This is a genomic window from Brackiella oedipodis DSM 13743, from assembly GCF_000621025.1.
Taxonomy (GTDB): domain Bacteria; phylum Pseudomonadota; class Gammaproteobacteria; order Burkholderiales; family Burkholderiaceae_B; genus Oligella; species Oligella oedipodis.
Genome location: NZ_JHZJ01000010.1, coordinates 50,721 through 69,710, shown reverse-complemented (window position 1 = coordinate 69,710; position 18,990 = coordinate 50,721). Strand labels below are relative to the sequence as shown.

Genomic DNA, 18,990 nt, shown 5'->3' with positions numbered 1-18,990 from the left:
GAGTGGCGGCCCCCACGATGACTTATGAATTTGAGGATGAGGGGGGGTGGCGTTCAGCTTGGAAGGAGGCCAGAATCATATTATTGCGATGCACGATATCGTAATCAGAAATACCGCCTAAGATCTCTTCGATCTGCGTGGTTGATTTACGCATAATACGGCGTGCATCCGAAGAGCTAAAATTGCTTAGCCCTCGGGCAATTTCGTGGCCGTTGGCATCATGAATGCTGACGACATCGCCGCGTTTGAATTCACCGTCGACAGCCGTGACACCGACTGGCAGCAAGCTAGTACCGCGTTGTGTGAGGGCGTGTACAGCGCCGTCATCGATGGTGAGGCGCCCGGCCGTATGCAGATGATTAGCCAGCCATTGTTTACGCGCGGATAAGACTTCTGTGGCGGAGTGCAGCTCGGTGCCAATATGCTCACCCTGAGCCAAACGCACCAGCACATTGGGCTCGTGACCCGAGGCAATAATCGTATTAGTACCACTTCGAGCCGCGCGTTTGGCGGCTAAGACCTTGGTGAGCATACCGCCTGTGCCGACGTGAGTGCCAGCACCACCCGCCATTTTTTCGAGTGAAGGATCGCCCGCTTTGACATGTCTAAGTAGCTTGGCATTGGGGTTGTGGCGTGGGTCGCTATCGAATAAGCCGACTTGATCGGTCAAGATAATCAGTGCCCCGGCTTCGAGTAAATTGGCAACTAGGGCGCCAACCGTGTCATTGTCTCCGAGTTTGATGGCTTCGGTGGCAATGGTATCGTTTTCGTTGACTATCGGTAAGACACCCTCATCGAGCATTTTGTTGAGGGCATAACGCGCGTTAATATAACGGTTGCGATCGGCAAGGTCTTCGTGTGTAAGGAGAATTTGCGCGGTGTGGATATGATACTCGCTAAAAGCGGCGGCATAGGCTTGGGCCAGACCCACCTGACCCACCGCTGCCGCGCATTGCAGCGCATCGATTTGTTTTGGGCGTTGCTGCCACCCTAAGCGTGCCATGCCTTCGGCGACGGCACCGCTCGAGACCATGATGACTTTTTTGTGTAATTGGCGCATTTGCGCAATCTGCGCTGCCCATTGTTTGATGGCCTGCAGATCAATGCCCTTACCACTATTGGTGACGAGCGACGAGCCGACCTTGACGATAACAAGATTAGATCGTTGAATAAGAGTCGTCGCTGAGTAAGTCATGCTAGTCCTTGGCAGTAAGTCAGACAAATTGTCCTTAAGACTCACATGATAGCAAGGACCCTCGCTGCTTACAATGCAGAAGACTACCGATATTCGGCGCCAACAACGCGTTGGGATTTAGTCACGATTGGGATCAAAACGCGGGTCATCGTAATCGAAACTACCTTCTGCGATATCCTGGGCTTGATTCTCTGCTTGCTTGAGTTGATCCAAAAAGTCTTGAAGAGCATAGACGAGATTTTGCACCCCATGGTTGCTTAAGGCCGAAATGCTAAAGACTGGCCCTTGCCACCCTAAACGCTGACAAAGACTGGCTTGCAACTGTTCAGGATCTTCAACCATATCGATCTTGTTGAGTACTAGCCAACGGGGTTTGTTATATAAATTCTCATCGTAGCGTTTAAGTTCCACTTGCAAAGCTTGGATGTCCTTGACCGCTTTTTCAAGGGGATCCGTATCGGGATCTAAACTTGCGACATCGACGAGGTGTAATAATACCCGCGTACGTGCTAAGTGCTTGAGGAACTGATGACCTAGACCGGCCCCTTCTGAGGCGCCCTCAATTAAACCTGGAATATCAGCCACCACAAAACTGCGTGAATCCTCAGTTCGCACCATACCTAAATTAGGGTAGAGGGTCGTAAAGGGATAATCGGCGATTTTGGGTTTGGCATTAGAAACACGACTAATAAATGTCGATTTGCCTGCATTTGGCATGCCTAAGAGGCCAACATCGGCTAAGACTTTCAGCTCGAGGCGCAGTTTTTTGTGTTCGCCTTCTTTACCATAAGTGAATTGTCTGGGCGCGCGATTGACGCTAGATTTAAAGTGCAAATTACCGAGACCACCTTCACCGCCTTTGGCGAGGGTGATTTGTTCGCCGTGATGTTTGAGATCACATAAGAGCTCACCACTTTCTTCGTCATACACCATGGTCCCTACAGGCATGCGCAAAATAATGTCGTCGGCGCCGGCACCGTATTGATCCGAGCCTCGACCATTTTCGCCGTTGCGAGCGCGGTGTAGGCGTGCATAACGAAAGTCAATTAAGGTATTGATGTTACGGTCAGCCACTGCATAAATACTGCCTCCACGACCACCATCACCTCCATCGGGACCGCCTTTGGGAATAAATTTTTCGCGACGGAAACTGGCGGAACCATTGCCACCTTTGCCTGCGATAACTTCAATTTTGGCTTCGTCTACAAATTTCATAAGCTAAGTCTTTGTGAGAGGCAATCCAGAGTGATTGCTTTGCATAATAATAGATAATTATACTGAATGCACCAAGCGCCAAGTATAAATACGGCATCCAAGCCAAGTACCTTTGGCGATTTGACGGCTAATTTGATGACTATTCAATACAAAAAAGACCGTTCATGTCATGAACGGTCTTTGGGATTAACAGTCGTGCCAAGCGTGCTTGGCGTTGTTGTGTGCTTATTCAGCAGCAACGACAGACACTGTTTGCTTATTAAGTGCGCCTTTGGTAGAGAATTTAACCTCACCATTGACTAAAGCGAATAATGTGTGATCTTTGCCCATGCCAACGCCTTCACCTGCATGAAAACGTGTACCACGTTGGCGTACGATAATTGAACCCGCTGGGATTTGTTGACCGCCGTAGGCTTTTACACCTAAGCGTTTAGATTCTGAATCACGACCGTTGCGGCTTGAACCACCACCTTTCTTGTGTGCCATGTTTAGCTCCTATAAATAGATTAAGAATGCAGAACTGATCTTTTAGCTGCTTGCCAACTTAGAAACCTTGGGTCTAAAGCTGACTAAATGACTTAATTAAAGTGCCTTAACTTAAGCGTTGATTGCAGCGATTTCGATCTCTGTGTAGTTCTGACGATGACCTTGACGCTTTTGGTAGTGCTTGCGACGACGCATTTTGAAGATTTTTACCTTGTCATGACGTCCGTGTGCAAGAACTTTGGCCGTAACCGTAGCACCAGCAACCAAAGGTGTACCAATTTTGAGTGATTCACCTTCGCCAACTGATAATACTTGGTCTAGCGATATTTCTTGCCCGATGTCTGCAGGTATCTGTTCTACCTTGATTTTTTCGCCTTGGGCAACACGATATTGTTTGCCGCCGGTTTTTATGACCGCATACATGTGGCTTTCCTCTATAACTTTTAAGTTAGTTAAAATAATAACTGGGATTATTTATAAATAATAAATTTATAAAATAAGCCCAATTTCCAAGATTCTAAGGGTTGTCCGTTGTAATCTTTTGTGGGAAACTCTGGTGAAGAGCTTTTGTTGAGAACTTCGAGTCACATAAATCGACACATCACTCGCGCCATATCACTCGACACATCATTCGACATATAACTCTATATGCTCTCTATGAATATGCTCTCTATGAGTTTCTCTGATATGTTCTCTATAGACTTCTCTATAAGCTCACATCACTTATACTCTAAATGAGTATTATAAGATTACAAACACCCTTTTATGTAAGCTCTCCATTATAACCCTGAAATTCTAAAAATAGCAAATAAATCAAGAAATTAAGTGCGGTAATCCGCATTAATTGAGATATATTCGTGGCTTAAATCACACGTATAGACGATTTCAGTGTGATGGCCCCTGCCTAAAGACACTGTCACATCGATTTCGTTAGCTTGCATAAGGTGATGAATGCTATCTTCGGTGTAATCAGGTTGCAATCCGCCTTGACTCGAAACTAAGACATCGCCAATCCAAAGTTTTATGGTGTTGGGGTCTAGATCGTCTATGCCCGCATAACCAATCGCCGCTAGAATTCGACCCAAATTAGCGTCGCTGGCATAAAAGGCCGTTTTGACCAGAGGAGAGTGAGCAATAGCGTAGGCAACCTTAAGGGCTTCGTCTTGATTGCCTGCATCGGTGACATGAAGGGTAATTAATTTGGTCGCCCCTTCGGCATCGCGAATAATTTTTTTGGCTAGATCGAGACAAATATCGAGTAAATGCTGTTTGAATTCTTGGAAGTAGGGCGCTTGTGGGGTGATTTCTAGGCCGCTTTGGGCGGTCGCTGCAATAATAAAAGAGTCATTGGTTGAAGTATCTCCATCGACCGTGATGCGATTAAAACTCTGATTCGCAATCTCAGTTGTCATTTGCTTGAGTAGTTCGCAATCAATTTCGGCATCGGTCGCCACAAAACTTAACATAGTGGCCATATTCGGCTTAATCATGCCGGCACCCTTACTGATACCTGTAATCGTGATGACTCTACCATTTAGGGTAAATTGGCGTGAGCTAATCTTAGGCAGGGTATCGGTTGTCATGATACTGTGTGCCGCTTCGAACCAATGATGGGCGTTTAAGTCTTTGACGGCCGCAGGTATAGCTTTGATGATTTTTTCGTGTGGCAGGGCTTGCATGATCACGCCCGTCGAGAAAGGCAGGACTTGTTCGGCAGTAAGACCGAGCTCTAGCGCCAGCGCCTTACGGGTTTGCAAGGCACGTTCGACGCCATCAATCCCCGTGCCTGCATTGGCATTGCCAGTGTTGATTAAAAGGGCACGTATATCATTACCACAGCGTAGTGAGTTTTCACATATTTGAACCGGAGCAGCACGAAAGCGATTACGGGTAAATACCCCCGCGACTTGGGTACCTGGACTAAAGCGAAACACGGTTAAGTCTTTGTTATGTTTATTTTTGATGCCAGCATGACTGGTGCCAATGTCAACACCTGCTACCGCAAATATTTGGTCATTTTCTGGAATATGTAAGTTGACTGCCATAAAACGGTTAAACGTGAAATTAAGAGATTGTAACGAATTATTCTATACCATTCTTTGTATATAGGTATTTTCCCTCTGTATTTTCAAAAAATTATCATGTATCAAATTAAATAGCTTGTCAAGCGCAAAAAACCGCTATCACTTATGCGGCGATAGCGGTTTTAAGTGATTGATTTTATGGTGTTTAGGCGATTGATTCGGCTACTTTTGCAAAAGCGGTTTGCGCCTTTTGTAGTGTGGCTTCAATGACGTCATCGCTATGCGCGGCAGACACAAAGCCGGCTTCAAAAGCAGAAGGTGCTAAATGCACGCCTTGTTCTAGCATGCTATGGAAGAAGATTTTGAACTGTTCTGTGTCAGCGTCAGACACCTCTGCAAAAGAGCTTGGAATCTGATCGCGGAAGTACAGGCCAAACATACCGCCCACAGAGTCAGCACTAAAATTGACACCATGGTCTTTGGCCGCTTGACATAAACCTTCGACTAGACGAGAGGTTTGCTTTCCTAAAAATTCATAAAAACCATCACGGGCTAGAATTTCGAGGGTTTTAAGGCCGGCCGCCACTGCCACTGGATTACCAGAGAGTGTGCCCGCTTGATAGACCGCACCTAAAGGTGAGATGTTATCCATAATCTCGGCACGACCCCCAAAGGCCCCCACAGGCATACCACCACCAATCACTTTGGCTAGGGTAGTGAGGTCAGGTGTGACGCCACTAAGCCCTTGTACCCCTTGAGGGCCCACTCTAAATCCGGTCATGACCTCATCAAAAATTAAGAGCGCTCCATGGGCATCGCACAGGCGTCGCAAGCCCTCTAAAAAGCCAGCCTTAGGTTTGATTAAATTCATATTGCCGGCGACAGGTTCGACGATAACGCAGGCAATATCCGAACCCAATTCGGCAAAGCTTTGTTCAACTTGCTCAAGGTTGTTGTACTCAAGCACGATAGTGTGGGTGATGAACTCCTCGGGTACGCCTGCCGATGTTGGGTTACCAAACGTCAGTAGGCCTGAGCCCGCTTTTACTAATAGGCTGTCCGCATGACCATGATAGCAGCCTTCAAATTTAATAATTTTGCGACGATTGGTTGCCCCGCGTGCTAGGCGAATCGCACTCATCGTGGCTTCGGTACCGGAACTGACGAGACGAATTTTTTCAATCGATGGCAGACGCTGACAAATGGTCTCTGCAATCAAAATCTCGCCTTCGGTAGGGGCACCAAAAGATAAGCCTTTGGCGGCTGCTGCTTGTACTGCTTCAACCACCTCAGGGTGGCTGTGGCCCACAATCGCAGGCCCCCACGACCCTAAATAGTCAATGTACTGGGTGCCCTCGGTATCCCAAATATAGGGACCTTGGGCTTTACTAATAAAACGTGGAGTGCCTCCGACAGATTTAAAGGCACGGACTGGGGAATTGACGCCGCCAGGAATAGAGTGTTGGGCGCGTTCAAATAAGGCTTGATTGCTTGACATAAAATCTCTTGCTTAGTTATATAAGTCACTAAAAAAACGAGCGGTCGTTTGGATTTGCTCGGTTTCAAAAAGTCCGGTAATCACGGCAAGGCAGTCAGCGCCAGCCGCCACCACGGCAGCGGCATTGGCGCTGGTGATGCCACCAATGGCGCAGATAGCGGGGCGCTTATGAGCGGCTTGCGGAGGATATTTCTGGTCTAGATAGGCTTTGAGCTCGGTAAATAAACGCAACTCAGCATGAGTCGCATTGGGTTTCGTGCTAGACGGATAGACAGCCCCAAAAGCCATGTAGTCAGCGCCCATAGCAGCGGCTTGTTTGGCGGACTCAAGTTCATTATAACAACTCACTCCTACTAGCATCGAGCGCTGTAATTGCTGTAAACGCTGACGCACGGTTTTGAGGTCATCATCGTCACGACCCAGGTGCACACCATCGGCTTGGCACTGGAGTGCGAGTTCCAAGGAGTCATTAACAATAAACAGACAGCCATGGCGATGGCAAAGCTCACGCATCTGCGGCGCTAACTGCAAGGATTGCTCAAAAGACAGATGTTTTTGGCGCCATTGGAGGATTTTCATGCCGCCCTTGCAGGCTTGCTCGACGGCTGCTTTGAGGCGCGTAAAATCTTGCCAGTCAGGTGTAATGCCATACAAGCCCTGAGGTAGGGTAAGGGCAGTGGTTGTCATGGGTTCTCCTTAGGCGTTGGCAACGTGACTTGACGTTTGGGTTGAGCCCGTCCCATACCCAAACTAAAAGCTTTTTCTTGCATGTTACGCACCTGATGCAGACTGTATTTGGCCGCTTGTAGGACATCCTCGGTGTGTAATAGTTGACAACAAAAAATCGTAGAAAAAATATCGGTGTTTTCGACGTGATTTAAATGGCTAGGGAGGCTTGGCAATGTATACTGGCGGCCATTGGACTCACATATATAATTCTCGGCAAAGGAGTCTTTACTGGCACCAAGCACCACGGTGTATTGCACACCGTTTTCGAAAAGTGACTCGAGGTATTCGTCGATACTGTAGTCACTGGGTAGCCATGGTTCAATGTAGCGGCCATTGATGACGACATATTTGGCCAAGGGCGCCACTAAATGCATAACCCCGGTGACGGTGAGCTCATTATCTTCGTCTTGATCCTCTAGCTGTGCCAAAAAGGCGGGATTGATGACGACGACGGCGGGTATAGTTTCGTAGTCCATGAGGATCTTAGCCACCGTGCCACATGTGCTGGGATCAAAGAGACCGCTGACCTTAAAGATGTCTGGGGGTATGTCTTCGAGCAGACAACGGGCTTGGTCCTCCATCCATTCACTTTCTATGGGCGTGAGGTCTTCAAGCCCACTGGAGTCTTGGTTGGATAAGGCGGTTAAGACGCTTAAGGGCTGGCAACCTTGGTGGATGATGTCAGCCGCTTCGGCGGGTAACCAAGCACGCCCGACAGGATCAAACAAATTAAACGTCATGACCACAGGTACAGTATGAGGCATAGTACTTGAATTTTCTTTAACCATCACAAAATTAAATTTTAGTCTTTTCAGCTTGATAAAACTACATAAAGTGTTAGCACGGCATGAATAAAGCTAACGTTTTATAATAGAAGTTGGTGTATTACGTATTAATTAAATGAGATTTATATGAGAACATGGATGTGTATTATTTGTGGCTGGGTCTATGACGAGGAGCTCGGCTGTCCCGAGGAGGGGATCCCGCCGGGCACTAAGTGGGAAGACGTGCCTGCTGACTGGACCTGTCCAGAATGTGGTGCGCGCAAAGAAGATTTTGAAATGATGGCCATCTAAGGCCTGTCATTGACCGTCTCTACCGTGTGGATGTTGTATGGCACATAGTACTTATCAACCTCACTTCACCAGTTTAAACCACCATTTTTTGCTGGCCATGCCTGGCATGCACTCAGACCTATTTGATGGGGCGGTGGTGTATGTTTGTGAGCACTCGCCAGAAGGCGCTTTTGGTTTAATTATCAATCGGCCGACCAATATCAGCGCCAACGAATTACTCAAAAGTGAGCAAGATAGCGTTAGTCTTTCTGAGCAAATGGTGTTTTTTGGTGGCCCGGTCGAGCTCAATCACGGGTTTGTCTTACACAAACTCGACGCCGCGCAACACTATCGTTCGACCATTAGCAACCAGCGCCTAGGTATCACGACCTCCAGTGACATCCTCGAAGACATCGCGACCCATCAAGGCCCAGAGCAATATTTGATTTGTCTGGGTTATGCGGGCTGGTCTAAGGGGCAACTCGAACTTGAACTGGCTGAGAATAGTTGGTTGACCTTACCCGCCGAGGATCGCATTATCTTTGAGACGCCAATTCCCGCACGCTACAAGGCCGTACTTAATCTGATGGGGATTGATCCTGCCCAACTTAGCGACGTCTCTGGCCATGCTTGAGCAAACTTTTTTAGCCTTTGATTTTGGTCTCAAAAAAATCGGTGTGGCTATTGGTGACTCCATCCTCAAAGAAGCTCGTCCCCTTAAAGTCCTTAAATCCGAAACTAAAGCGCGGCGTCTACAATTAGTGGAGCAAGAATTACAGACCTGGCAACCGGATTTGGTGATTGTCGGCCTGCCCTTAGATGCCGAGGGCAAAGAGCAATTAACCACACGTCAAGCGCAAAGGTTTGCAAATCAAATTCAAGGCCGTTTTGATTATCCGGTGCAAATGGTGGATGAGCGTTATTCTAGTTTGCAGGCACAAACTATCCAAGGTTACAAAAACGTCGATGATGCCGCTGCGGCGGCTATTATTTTGCAACGCTATTTGGATACACTCTCCTAGTATTGGTGACAGAGTGTTAAAATCATTGCCTGTATTCAATGGATATGGACTGAGACAATGGATCATGTGATTCCTAAGGCAGAGGATTTATATCAGCACTTCAAGCAAGGGGTTGCCGACCTTCTGCACAAGTACTCCCCCCAAGACACGCATTTAATTGGCATTTATTCAGGCGGCGCTTGGCTTGCGCAACGCTTACAACAAGACCTTCAAATCAGCACTCCACTCGGCTTTATTAATACCAGTTTTTATCGCGACGATTTCCACAAAATCGGTTTGCATAGCCAGGTGGCGCCCAGCCAAATCAATTTCGATCTTGAACATAAACATTTAATCCTGATTGACGATATTTTGTATACCGGTCGCAGTGTGCGCGCTGCCATCAATGAGTTGTTTGATTATGGTCGGCCCCAAACGATTAATCTTGCGGTGCTTATCGATCGCGGTGGTCGTCAATTACCGATACAGGCGGATGTTTGCGGCGGTGTTTTTGAGCTCCCAGCGCATCGCTATTTTGAGTTACAACAAAATCAACAACATATCTTCGACATCACTTTAAAAGAGGTCGCTTAAGTGCATAATCCACAATTAAACAAGGATGGTGAACTCACACACCTATTAAGCACCGAAGGCCTGCCACGGCGTATTATCGAGCAAATTTTACACACGGCAGAAAGTTTTGTGCCTTTAGCGGATAGGGACATCAAGAAGGTGCCTTTGTTGCGCGGTAAAAGTGTGTTTAATCTGTTTTTTGAGAATTCCACCCGTACCCGCACAACCTTTGAAATCGCTGCGAAACGTTTATCGGCTGACGTCTATAACCTCAATATCAACGCTTCCTCAACGGCCAAGGGTGAAACCTTGCTAGATACAATTAGCAATCTGACGGCCATGCAAGCCGATGTCTTTGTCGTCAGGCATCAAGCCAGTGGTGCACCGTATCTCATTGCTCAGCATGTGCAACCAGGTGTGCATGTGGTGAATGCCGGTGACGGTCGTCACGCCCATCCAACGCAGGCTTTGTTGGATATGTATACCATCCGTCACTACAAAAAAGAATTTCACAATTTACGTGTCGCTATCGTGGGGGATATTGTGCACTCAAGGGTGGCACGTTCAGACATTCACGCCCTATCGACCTTAGGTGTCCCCGAAATTCGTGCCATCGGACCACGGACATTGTTGCCTGCAGATATGGCAGAGTTGGGGGTGCAAATTTACACCGATATGAACGAGGGCCTTAAGGACGTCGATGTGGTCATCATGTTGCGCCTACAAAATGAAAGAATGCAAGGTGCTTTGTTACCGTCAGCGGCAGAGTACTTCAAACAATATGGTCTCACTGCCCAAAAGCTACAGTTAGCCAAACCCGATGCCATTGTCATGCATCCAGGTCCTATGAACCGTGGGGTTGAGATTGCCTCTGAAGTGGCCGATGGACCGCAAGCCGTGATTCTTAATCAAGTGACATTTGGGATTGCTGTTCGTATGGCAGTCATGAGCATTGTCGCTGGAGCCAGTCAATGAAAATACTAATTAAAAATGGTAGGGTGCTAGACCCAAACACTAATTTAGATAAGCAAACCGATGTGTGCATTGCGGGTGGACGTATTTTAGCGCTCGAACACGTGCCTGATTTCACCCCCGACGAGGTCATCGACGCTAGTCATTTGTGGGTTTTGCCGGGTTTAGTCGATCTGGCTTTGCGCCTCAATGAAAGTTCTCAAGAGACCACTACCTTATCGACAGAGATGCGTGCCGCCTTAGCAGGTGGTATCACGAGTATGGTTTTACCACCGGATACGACACCCGTATTGGATGAGCCGATACTCGTAGAGATGCTCAAACGTCGTACGCAATTATTACAACAAGCCCAAGTGTATCCTTTAGGTGCACTAACCAAAAGCCTGCAAGAACAAAAAATCACCGAAATGGGTAAGTTGCATCAAGCCGGTTGTGTGGCTTTTTCTCAAGCAGATAAGGCCTTACCGGATTTAGCCGTATTAAATAATTGCATGCAATATGCCAGTAGTTATCAATACAGCTTATGGTTGCGTCCTCTGGAGCGATCTTTATCCGAGGGCGTGGCGGCAAGTGGCGCGTTTGCTACACGTTTAGGGTTACAAGGTGTACCGACTCAGGCCGAAACGATTGCCTTACATAGTATTTTTGAGTTACAGCGCAATGCTGATATTCATATTCATATTTGTCGCGTTTCGAGTGCAGAAGGCATTGAGTTGATCCGTCAAGCCAAAGCGTCAGGTTTATCGGTGAGTGCCGATGTTTCTATCAATCAACTGCACTTTATTGATATTGATATTGGCTATTTCAATAGCGATTTTAGATTAGACCCGCCATTGCGTTCTGATGCAGATCGACAAGCCATTCGGGCAGGGCTATTGGATGGTACGATCGATGCCATTTGCTCTGACCATACCGCGATTGCTGACGAGTATAAAAATCTGCCATTTGCCGAAGCTCAAGCTGGTGCAGTGGGTGCTGAACTGTTGCTTTCTGCAGTACATAAGTGGTCACAGCAAGCACAAGTTCCGGTGTTGCAAGCCTTACGAACCATTACCGCTAATCCAGCGTCAGTGCTACGTCGGGGTACGCCAGAGTTAGCACCGATAGGGCAATTAAGCCCGGGCTCTTTAGCCAATCTGGTTTTGTTTGATCCTTCATGCCACTGGTCTGTGAATGCTCAGAACCTACACAGTCGTAGTGTACATACGCCGTTTTATGGCTATGAATTACCAGGTAGAGTGCAGACAACCATTGTGGGTGGGCGTATTTTATGGCAGGCGCAGTAATGGCATTACTACGATTTTCTTATCGTGTGATTTTATTGGTTTTACATCTAATTTTAGGGATCAGCTTAGCCGCCACTGTTTTGCCACTTATTAATCGCCAAAAACGAGATGCCATGGTGTCATGGTGGTCACGATGGTTGATGCATTGCTGTGCCGTCAAAATCATTATTCGCGGCCAACCTGTGCGCCAAGAATCCGTGATGTGGGTCGCTAATCATGTCTCCTGGGTAGATGTCTTTATTCTTAATAGCGTTCGTAACACTATATTTGTCGCCAAAAAAGAGATTCGTGATTGGCCGATTATCGGTTGGTTAGTGGCGGTGGTAGGCACGATTTTTATTGAGCGGGGCAATCGTAACGTGGTTTCTGCCATTGCTCAGCAATTGCAGCGCCTCTTAACGCAAAATTACTGTATTGGCTTGTTTCCAGAAGGCACCACGAGTGAAGGTTTTGGAATGCTCAACATTCATCACGGTCTGTTGTCAGCGCCTCTGCAGGCCAAGGTACAAATTCAACCTGTGGCCTTAGTCTATCGTCACAATGATCAGCGCAGTGGTTTGGTAGCATTTGTAGGTGAGCAAACCCTAGTACATAATATTTGGGTCTTACTCAGCAGCCGCAATATTTCGGTAACTGCACACTTTTTGGAGCCGGTCACTAAAAATAACCAGGAGGTGCAGGCCTCGCGCACCGAGGTGGGTGAAAAAATCAAACAGCAAATTCAAGCCATTCTTGAACAAGACTAAAAAAGCGGCGTTAACGCCGTTTTTTTTGTGCTGGATAATGGCACCACGCTTATAGGCGTTTTTCACGATTTGGAATTTGGACCAAGGTGCGGTCATTGAGGCGGATGGCTGTCAATGTGCCCCCCCAAACACAACCCGTATCGAGACCGAGTAAATGTTTGTGAATATAAAGACCGAGGGTAGACCAATGACCAAAAATAATCGTGGTGTTTGCGGTTTTGCGATCGGCTAAATCGAACCACGGACGCACCGTTTCTTTGTCGTATTTGCTAGGCGCGTTTTTGAGACTAAAGTTGAGACGACCGTTAGGTTCGCACATACGCATACGAGTTAAGACATTCACGGCAAAACGGCGCTTGGCTTTTTTGCCCATGCCTGGCTGCCAAAATGACGGTTCATTACCAAATAATTCCGCCATATGATCTTGCCAGTCATCTGCACGTAGCACTTTACTGACTTTATTAGCCATTTTGAGGCATTTCTCAACGTCCCAGTGGTTAATTACGCCTGCATGAACCATTAAATGCTGATAATCATAATGCGCGAGGGGCTGCTTTCTGAGCCAGTCAATATAGTGCTTAGCTTGTTTGTGCTGCAAAATATCTTGAATCGTGTCACTTTTACTGAGTTCACGCACACCCGCATAAGCGCCCAGCAGATGTAAGTCGTGATTACCCAGCACACAACGAGCGCGGTCCCCCAACTGCATGATGAGATCCAAAACCTTGGCAGAAGAGGGGCCGCGGTTAACGAGATCACCAGCAAACCAGATCTGTGCCGTTTTATCTTTTTTGATGGCCGGTTCGGCGAGTAAACGCTCTAGAGTATCGCCACAACCTTGAATATCTCCGACAGCCCAAATATTTGGTGAGGTTTTGTGGTTTAGTTTGTTGTCAGACATGGCGATACTTTCTACGTTTAGGTTTGTTTTTGGATTCAATTAAAAATAAAGCCGTAAAGGCGATGATCAGTGCAATGATGTTCGGTAGCGTAGCGGTTAACCAAGCGGGTAAATTATTGAGCATACCGACGTTTAAGGATAGCTGGTTGATCATAAAAAAGCATAGGCCCAACAATATACCAAAGAAGATTTTAGCGCCCACACCACCTTTGCGCGATTGTATAAACGCAATCGGCGCGGCTAAGGTAATCATGACCAGTAACGTAAAAGGATAAGAAAGTTTGCGCCAAATCGCAATGGTTTGTCGCTCGTATTGTGAGTTATTGCTTTTGAGGAAATCAATGTAATCGAGTAACTCTCGGGTCGACATACGATCGGGATCGAGTTGTCCCGCTTGTAGCCGTTTGGGTGTAAGGGTGGTGTGGACCACTAGGCTAGGTTGAGTACTAAATTGCGCAATTTGCTTACTGACATCCTTGCCTTCAGCCAAATAGTCCTCGAGATTGGTGACATTACGGTTAATAATAGGATTGATGAGCTCAATATCATTGTCGGTGGTGAAATGTGCCTCTTGGGCATAAAGCATTTCTTTGATGCGGCCGTTGTTGCTATCGAGATTAATAATACGCACTTGCGAGATATCCTTGTCGGATTGTAACTTCACCACATTAATGATGCGTAGCTCATTGTCGAGATTTTCGCGGAACCAAAAACCTGTAGACAAAGTACTCCCAGAGGATTTATCTAAAAAGCGCAGGCGTGCTTGTGCCAACTTGGTCTCGGCATAGGGCGTAATAAATTCTGATAGCAAGGCCGCAAAAATCATCAAGGGGATGCAAATCAGCCATAAATTAACAATAAAGCGCGAGCTACTGACGCCAGAGACTCGCAAAATAGTGATTTCGTTGCGTTGTACCAGGCTAGCAAGACTGATCACAGCACCAATTAACAAGGCTATTGGCAGCATATCAAACATCCGCTTGGGGATGCTGATCGCTTGTAGTTGCAGTAGATTCCAAAAAGTGAAGTTTTTGCTCAGGTTATCTAGGTTTTCTATCATGTCAAAAAATAGAAACAAAGCGACCAGCATAAACAAACAGCCCGCGGTGCTTCGGTAGATTTCTCTGGCAAGATAATGACGTGCGGTTTTCATGAGTTTTTAAATCAAATAAATATAATCATAACCGATTAACGAGAATGCATAACAGTTAAGATTTTGCGGGTTAGCGCAGGAAGTGCTAGTAGTCTACGGTGTTGGCAACTGGCTACTGCGCAAACGAGCACGGATTTTGCGACTACGCATATTGATATATTGACTATGGATGTTTTTACCATAGACACGCGGATTGGGTAATAAGGCAATCAAATGTGAGGCCTGATCAGCATTAAGCTGTTTGGCATCAATGCCAAAATAATGCTGTGCGGCACTTTGTACCCCAAAAATTCCCTGGCCAAATTCAATCACATTCAAGTACAGCTCAAGAATGCGTTGCTTACTCATTAGGAGTTCAATCATCAAGGTAATGATTGCCTCTTACAAATTCTTAGCCAGTTGCTGTGTAATGGTCGAACCACCGCGTAGGTTTTGGCTGTGAGCTTGATTATGCTGCCAACCGTCCATCATGGCCGACCAATCAAAGCCATGATGTTGAATAAAACGACTGTCTTCGGCGGCAATGGCGGCGTGTTTAATGGAATCATTAATTTGTTCATAATCGCGCCACTGGTACTGGATTTGTACTGGCGGTTTTAATTGCTTAAGGCGCACCGCTTCGCTACGCATAAAGGCTGTACTCAAAGGCGTACTAAAACTAAATATCAAGACCCAGAATAAATACCATAGCTGTAATAGTAAAAAGGCTCCCAATAATGCAAGCAGCGCGAGGCGCAGTAATTTGCGCGGTGATAAATCAGCAAAAAGTGAAGATGAATCCGACATACTAAGCTTGTAGGGTGTGACGCAGATACTGCAGGGCGCCGGCAGCGTCTGGACGTTGTTGCAGCCAAATATAAAAACTTTCGGCCCCTTGGTAGACTAGCATGCCAAGGCCATCGGCACATTGTGAGGCGCCATCGACAGCGGCTTGCTCTAAGAAAGCGGTTTGGCCATTGGCACTATAAAGCATATCGTAGGCTAGGCAATCGGCACTATAGAGGTGTTTAGGCAAGCACAAGGCTTGGCCATGCAGGCTACTGGCGCTGGCATTGATAATAATGTCAAAACGTGTCTCAAGTTGCGCTAGCTCATCGAGTCCACTGGCGCTGAGTTGTTGCTCTGAACTGGCATGCTTGTGCATCGTGTGCATGAGATTGAGGGCCTTGTGCGCCGTGCGGTTGGCGATATGTAGGGCAGAGCAAGAGCTTTGCAATAACGGTAAGACCGCACCACGCGCCGCACCTCCCGCGCCAATCAGTAGCACACGACTCTGGGATAAGTCTCGTTGCAAGCGTTTTAGGTCATTGACAAGGCCAACCCCATCCGTATTACAACCCTGTAACTGCGAATCAGACATCCACAGGGTATTGACTGCATGTGCACTTTGAGCTCTAGCAGACAGCTGCTGGGCTAAATCATAAGCCTGTAGTTTAAACGGTACGGTGATATTGAGGCCCCGGCCGCCTTTGGCAAAAAAGTCCTGCACATAGTTTGAGAATTGATCCTCGGGTACAGTGATTTTTTGGTATTGCAAAGAGATTCCGCAAGACTGCGCAAAAAACTGGTGCAATAGGGGTGAGACGCTATGCGCCACTGGATTGCCAAACACGGCAAACTGATAGAGACTCATGCTGACTCCTGTTCTTGATGGGTAACCTGAGGGCTTTGCAGTACTTTTTGGTAGCGACAATCCAGCGTTAGGGTTAATAAATCGCACCCCATTATTTCAACGTCAACGACGGTATCCCGCGCCAAGTCTGGCAAATCATTAAGAGGACAACTCAAGGGCATATGACAAAAGCGAACCCAATTATCGCGCGTCACGACCGCTTGGGCATGGTGAATCTGCTGTTGTTCAATCCAGCGCAAACACCAGTAGCGCTCCATCTTCTCCTGAAAATTACGCCAATGCGTATAAGTAGTTTCGAACTGCGCGATAATGGCCATTAGATCGACAGACTTGGCAGGATAAGGCGCGACTAGCCGCGCCGACACCCCATGTTCTATGGCACAGATAAGCTGTTGCTGATTAAGCAAGTCAACATAACGACGCAAGGGGGAGGTCATCCACCCATATTGTTCTACGCCAATGGCTTCATGTACGCCCGGATAGGTAGATTGCCGTACGCGGCCGCCCTGTTGGGATCTAAAAATACCACTGAGATTAAGCTGCTTGAGTAAGCCCGCCCAATGTTGATTGGCATACAACATATATTCTTGTACGAGTAAATCTAGGGGAGCATTGCGAGGGCGCTCGCGTAAAAGCACCACAGAGGCGGGATCATCGGCGGGCCCCTCTAACTCAAAACTATATTCAATAAAATCATTATGAATAGGCTTGCCACGCACTTGCTCGCGTCGGGCGCATAGGTGCGCGCGCATTTGCCAAAGTGGACGTAAGAACTCAGCAAAGGGTAGGGCTTGCTCTTCATCTTCGAGGGCAGCAACGCTGACATCAGCCTCTAACTGATCAGTTCTTAAGTTTTGTTTGACTTGCAGACGTTCAATCTTATCCCAAGTTTCTAGAATCTCGCCGCTCGCTATATTGCACTTAATATATAGGGAAACGCAGGGTTGCAACTTGTTTTCGTCCAAAGAGAACGCCGCGATCACATTATCGGCTTGCATGGGAATTTTTGTGCCCGGAACATACACCGTAGACATGCGTTGTCTGGCCAGTTTGTCGGCTTCGCTATCACGTTGAATCAAAAGCGCCGGCGCTGCAATATGCACACTGATTTGGTAAATGTCATCACCCAGAGCCTGTACTGCCAAGGCATCATCAATCTCGGTAGTACTGCTATTGTCCAAAGAATAGGCCGCGACGTCTGCGATAGGTAAGTCTTCTAGGTTCACACTCGCATAATCGAGTGCGGTGGGTGCGATGGCCGTGCCTTTTGGGAAATGGTTTTCTAAAAACTGCGTCCAATGTAAAGCCAAGGCATGCGGATAGACCCCTAATTGCAATAATAACTGTGGCACCGTCATACCTAAGGCCTGACAGGCTTGATCAAAGGCTTTCCAGGCCAAGCTATTTTTGTCGGGATGAGTCAAAAACGTCTGCACTGTGTTGGCGAGTTCTTCGGGGACTTGTAGATTTTGGAATTGTGCCGCCCATGCCTCTTGCTGCTCAGCTTGTTGTTGTTTTTTTTGTAGAGCCGCTAAAGCCGCTTGTAAGATGTCTTCGGGAGCCGTGCGGTATTTGCCTTTGCCCTTACGATGAAAGTACACGGGGTGCTCGTGGAGTTTGAGCAGCATGGCCAATTTTTCGGTGGCACTCACCTGCTCACCAAAATAATCCTGAGCCAATTCATCGACATGGAATTCTTCGCTAGGTGCGCATTGCCACAAAAACTCTTGATCTAATTCGTCGCTGATCGCTTGGGCTTGACTCATCATGTCGCTAGGCTTGTTTTCAAAACGAAAAATCACCAGATTGCTTTTGATTTTACTGCGTTTACCCGATTCATTTTCTATTTGTAAAGAGCTCTCTGCCTCCGAAAGAATTCTGGCAATTTTAAATTGGGAACTGTCTTCGTAGATTAAATGCATTCAAACTAATCCGTGCTAGCTGTGCCCTAATGAGCAAGAATAAAGTCAAAAATAGTCGGTAGATAGGCCTGCAAATCGGTAAAGGCATGCGTTTGCCCCTGAGCAATTACCTGCTTGGCACCCTGATAGCGCGCTACCATTTCTTGCCAATCGAGCAGTTCATCGTTCGTGCCCGCGAGTAATAAATAACGTTCTGCATGTACCTTGGGCACAAATAAGTGTGCCAGTTCCTTGACGTACTGGCTCGTAAAGCAAAACGGTTCGCCCGTATGATAGTACTGGGTTTGGCCTATTTGAGTAGATAGATCACGGGCGGCATAGATACACGGATTGATGAGTACCGCTGGGCAGGCTAATTTTTCGGCGAGCCAAGTAGCATAGTAGCCGCCTAAAGAGGAACCCATCACGATTAAAGATTCGTCTTCGGCTTTGTTTTCTGCGATCAATTTTAGGCAAGTTTCAATGGCCAATAGCGGTGACTCAGGCAGTTGTGGTGCCACAAAATGAATATCTAAGGCCTGTGCCTGAATAGTCTTGTGCAGCAGTTGAGCCTTGGCCGATGAGGGCGAAGAGCGAAAACCATGTAAATATAAAAGCATAA

At 47.1% G+C, this 18,990-nt stretch carries 20 protein-coding genes and 1 pseudogene; 7 read left to right on the top strand and 14 right to left on the bottom strand.

The features are described 5' to 3' along the window. Positions 1 to 22: 22 nt before the first annotated feature. From proB to Q335_RS09965, 8 genes are all read right to left on the bottom strand, one after another. The gene (gene proB, locus Q335_RS08910) at positions 23 to 1,195 is read right to left on the bottom strand and encodes a glutamate 5-kinase (protein WP_038369214.1); all 1,173 of its coding nucleotides are present in this window, start codon (positions 1,193 to 1,195) and stop codon (positions 23 to 25) included. Positions 1,196 to 1,312: 117 nt separating this feature from the next. Then, positions 1,313 to 2,410, bottom strand: a complete 1,098-nt coding sequence (gene obgE, locus Q335_RS0101825; protein ID WP_028357174.1) for a GTPase ObgE — start codon at positions 2,408 to 2,410, stop codon at positions 1,313 to 1,315. 225 nt (positions 2,411 to 2,635) lie between these two features. Next, positions 2,636 to 2,896, bottom strand: a complete 261-nt coding sequence (rpmA, locus tag Q335_RS0101820; RefSeq protein ID WP_028357173.1) for a 50S ribosomal protein L27 — start codon at positions 2,894 to 2,896, stop codon at positions 2,636 to 2,638. Between the two features lie 111 nt (positions 2,897 to 3,007). Beyond that, positions 3,008 to 3,319: a 50S ribosomal protein L21 gene (gene rplU / locus Q335_RS0101815; protein ID WP_028357172.1), complete on the bottom strand. Its 312-nt coding sequence runs from the start codon at positions 3,317 to 3,319 to the stop codon at positions 3,008 to 3,010. 398 nt (positions 3,320 to 3,717) lie between these two features. Next, positions 3,718 to 4,941, bottom strand: a complete 1,224-nt coding sequence (argJ, locus tag Q335_RS0101810) for a bifunctional glutamate N-acetyltransferase/amino-acid acetyltransferase ArgJ (protein ID WP_028357171.1) — start codon at positions 4,939 to 4,941, stop codon at positions 3,718 to 3,720. Positions 4,942 to 5,125: 184 nt separating this feature from the next. Beyond that, a complete protein-coding gene (hemL, locus tag Q335_RS0101805; protein WP_028357170.1) occupies positions 5,126 to 6,418 on the bottom strand; it encodes a glutamate-1-semialdehyde 2,1-aminomutase in 1,293 nt (430 codons plus the stop codon). A 12-nt stretch (positions 6,419 to 6,430) separates the two neighbouring features. Further along, positions 6,431 to 7,105, bottom strand: a complete 675-nt coding sequence (gene thiE, locus Q335_RS0101800; protein WP_028357169.1) for a thiamine phosphate synthase — start codon at positions 7,103 to 7,105, stop codon at positions 6,431 to 6,433. Beyond that, positions 7,102 to 7,911 (bottom strand): bifunctional hydroxymethylpyrimidine kinase/phosphomethylpyrimidine kinase, encoded by an 810-nt coding sequence (locus Q335_RS09965; RefSeq protein ID WP_051532227.1) that lies wholly within the window; start codon positions 7,909 to 7,911, stop codon positions 7,102 to 7,104. Before Q335_RS09965 ends, thiE begins: the two co-directional genes overlap by 4 nt. A gap of 147 nt (positions 7,912 to 8,058) precedes the next feature. On the opposite strand from Q335_RS09965, the gene Q335_RS0101790 reads away from it, so the two are divergent. From Q335_RS0101790 to Q335_RS0101760, 7 genes are read left to right on the top strand one after another with little or no spacing between them, the layout of a single operon-like run. Further along, positions 8,059 to 8,223, top strand: coding sequence for a rubredoxin (locus Q335_RS0101790; RefSeq protein WP_028357167.1), 165 nt, complete (start codon positions 8,059 to 8,061; stop codon positions 8,221 to 8,223). A 37-nt stretch (positions 8,224 to 8,260) separates the two neighbouring features. Further along, complete coding sequence (locus Q335_RS0101785) at positions 8,261 to 8,836, top strand: YqgE/AlgH family protein (RefSeq protein ID WP_028357166.1); 576 nt, start codon at positions 8,261 to 8,263, stop codon at positions 8,834 to 8,836. Continuing rightward, positions 8,829 to 9,224 carry a Holliday junction resolvase RuvX gene (gene ruvX, locus Q335_RS0101780; protein ID WP_028357165.1) on the top strand — a complete coding sequence of 132 codons (396 nt, stop codon included), beginning with the start codon at positions 8,829 to 8,831 and terminating at the stop codon, positions 9,222 to 9,224. Before Q335_RS0101785 ends, ruvX begins: the two co-directional genes overlap by 8 nt. A gap of 57 nt (positions 9,225 to 9,281) precedes the next feature. Beyond that, positions 9,282 to 9,797, top strand: coding sequence for a bifunctional pyr operon transcriptional regulator/uracil phosphoribosyltransferase PyrR (gene pyrR / locus Q335_RS0101775; protein ID WP_028357164.1), 516 nt, complete (start codon positions 9,282 to 9,284; stop codon positions 9,795 to 9,797). Next, positions 9,798 to 10,751 (top strand): aspartate carbamoyltransferase catalytic subunit, encoded by a 954-nt coding sequence (locus Q335_RS0101770; protein WP_028357163.1) that lies wholly within the window; start codon positions 9,798 to 9,800, stop codon positions 10,749 to 10,751. Then, the gene (locus Q335_RS0101765) at positions 10,748 to 12,034 is read left to right on the top strand and encodes a dihydroorotase (protein WP_028357162.1); all 1,287 of its coding nucleotides are present in this window, start codon (positions 10,748 to 10,750) and stop codon (positions 12,032 to 12,034) included. Before Q335_RS0101770 ends, Q335_RS0101765 begins: the two co-directional genes overlap by 4 nt. Beyond that, a complete protein-coding gene (locus Q335_RS0101760) occupies positions 12,034 to 12,780 on the top strand; it encodes a lysophospholipid acyltransferase family protein (RefSeq protein WP_028357161.1) in 747 nt (248 codons plus the stop codon). The genes Q335_RS0101765 and Q335_RS0101760 overlap by 1 nt, the downstream gene beginning before the upstream one ends. A gap of 49 nt (positions 12,781 to 12,829) precedes the next feature. Here the strand turns inward: Q335_RS0101760 and Q335_RS0101755 are convergent, their stop codons facing one another. From Q335_RS0101755 to Q335_RS0101730, 6 genes and pseudogenes are all read right to left on the bottom strand, one after another. Next, positions 12,830 to 13,681, bottom strand: coding sequence for a symmetrical bis(5'-nucleosyl)-tetraphosphatase (locus Q335_RS0101755; RefSeq protein ID WP_038369211.1), 852 nt, complete (start codon positions 13,679 to 13,681; stop codon positions 12,830 to 12,832). Further along, positions 13,674 to 14,834, bottom strand: a complete 1,161-nt coding sequence (lptG, locus tag Q335_RS0101750) for an LPS export ABC transporter permease LptG (protein ID WP_028357159.1) — start codon at positions 14,832 to 14,834, stop codon at positions 13,674 to 13,676. The genes Q335_RS0101755 and lptG overlap by 8 nt, the downstream gene beginning before the upstream one ends. Before the next feature lie 93 nt (positions 14,835 to 14,927). After that, positions 14,928 to 15,464: pseudogene (mtgA, locus tag Q335_RS10365) on the bottom strand (monofunctional biosynthetic peptidoglycan transglycosylase). A gap of 157 nt (positions 15,465 to 15,621) precedes the next feature. Beyond that, a complete protein-coding gene (gene aroE, locus Q335_RS0101740) occupies positions 15,622 to 16,467 on the bottom strand; it encodes a shikimate dehydrogenase (protein WP_028357158.1) in 846 nt (281 codons plus the stop codon). Beyond that, positions 16,464 to 18,389 (bottom strand): ribonuclease catalytic domain-containing protein, encoded by a 1,926-nt coding sequence (locus Q335_RS0101735; protein ID WP_028357157.1) that lies wholly within the window; start codon positions 18,387 to 18,389, stop codon positions 16,464 to 16,466. The genes aroE and Q335_RS0101735 overlap by 4 nt, the downstream gene beginning before the upstream one ends. Before the next feature lie 26 nt (positions 18,390 to 18,415). Next, complete coding sequence (locus tag Q335_RS0101730) at positions 18,416 to 18,988, bottom strand: YqiA/YcfP family alpha/beta fold hydrolase (protein WP_028357156.1); 573 nt, start codon at positions 18,986 to 18,988, stop codon at positions 18,416 to 18,418. Between the last annotated feature and the right edge of the window lie 2 nt (positions 18,989 to 18,990).

What these genes read in the sequence shown, in the direction of transcription:
- proB (WP_038369214.1), bottom strand. Translation starts at nt 1,195, where the DNA reads ATGACTTACTCAGCGACGACTCTTATTCAACGATCTAATCTTGTTATC.
- obgE (WP_028357174.1), bottom strand. Translation starts at nt 2,410, where the DNA reads ATGAAATTTGTAGACGAAGCCAAAATTGAAGTTATCGCAGGCAAAGGT.
- rpmA (WP_028357173.1), bottom strand. Translation starts at nt 2,896, where the DNA reads ATGGCACACAAGAAAGGTGGTGGTTCAAGCCGCAACGGTCGTGATTCA.
- rplU (WP_028357172.1), bottom strand. Translation starts at nt 3,319, where the DNA reads ATGTATGCGGTCATAAAAACCGGCGGCAAACAATATCGTGTTGCCCAA.
- argJ (WP_028357171.1), bottom strand. Translation starts at nt 4,941, where the DNA reads ATGGCAGTCAACTTACATATTCCAGAAAATGACCAAATATTTGCGGTA.
- hemL (WP_028357170.1), bottom strand. Translation starts at nt 6,418, where the DNA reads ATGTCAAGCAATCAAGCCTTATTTGAACGCGCCCAACACTCTATTCCT.
- thiE (WP_028357169.1), bottom strand. Translation starts at nt 7,105, where the DNA reads ATGACAACCACTGCCCTTACCCTACCTCAGGGCTTGTATGGCATTACA.
- Q335_RS09965 (WP_051532227.1), bottom strand. Translation starts at nt 7,911, where the DNA reads ATGCCTCATACTGTACCTGTGGTCATGACGTTTAATTTGTTTGATCCT.
- Q335_RS0101790 (WP_028357167.1), top strand. Translation starts at nt 8,059, where the DNA reads ATGAGAACATGGATGTGTATTATTTGTGGCTGGGTCTATGACGAGGAG.
- Q335_RS0101785 (WP_028357166.1), top strand. Translation starts at nt 8,261, where the DNA reads ATGGCACATAGTACTTATCAACCTCACTTCACCAGTTTAAACCACCAT.
- ruvX (WP_028357165.1), top strand. Translation starts at nt 8,829, where the DNA reads ATGCTTGAGCAAACTTTTTTAGCCTTTGATTTTGGTCTCAAAAAAATC.
- pyrR (WP_028357164.1), top strand. Translation starts at nt 9,282, where the DNA reads ATGGATCATGTGATTCCTAAGGCAGAGGATTTATATCAGCACTTCAAG.
- Q335_RS0101765 (WP_028357162.1), top strand. Translation starts at nt 10,748, where the DNA reads ATGAAAATACTAATTAAAAATGGTAGGGTGCTAGACCCAAACACTAAT.
- Q335_RS0101760 (WP_028357161.1), top strand. Translation starts at nt 12,034, where the DNA reads ATGGCATTACTACGATTTTCTTATCGTGTGATTTTATTGGTTTTACAT.
- Q335_RS0101755 (WP_038369211.1), bottom strand. Translation starts at nt 13,681, where the DNA reads ATGTCTGACAACAAACTAAACCACAAAACCTCACCAAATATTTGGGCT.
- lptG (WP_028357159.1), bottom strand. Translation starts at nt 14,834, where the DNA reads ATGAAAACCGCACGTCATTATCTTGCCAGAGAAATCTACCGAAGCACC.
- aroE (WP_028357158.1), bottom strand. Translation starts at nt 16,467, where the DNA reads ATGAGTCTCTATCAGTTTGCCGTGTTTGGCAATCCAGTGGCGCATAGC.
- Q335_RS0101735 (WP_028357157.1), bottom strand. Translation starts at nt 18,389, where the DNA reads ATGCATTTAATCTACGAAGACAGTTCCCAATTTAAAATTGCCAGAATT.
- Q335_RS0101730 (WP_028357156.1), bottom strand. Translation starts at nt 18,988, where the DNA reads ATGCTTTTATATTTACATGGTTTTCGCTCTTCGCCCTCATCGGCCAAG.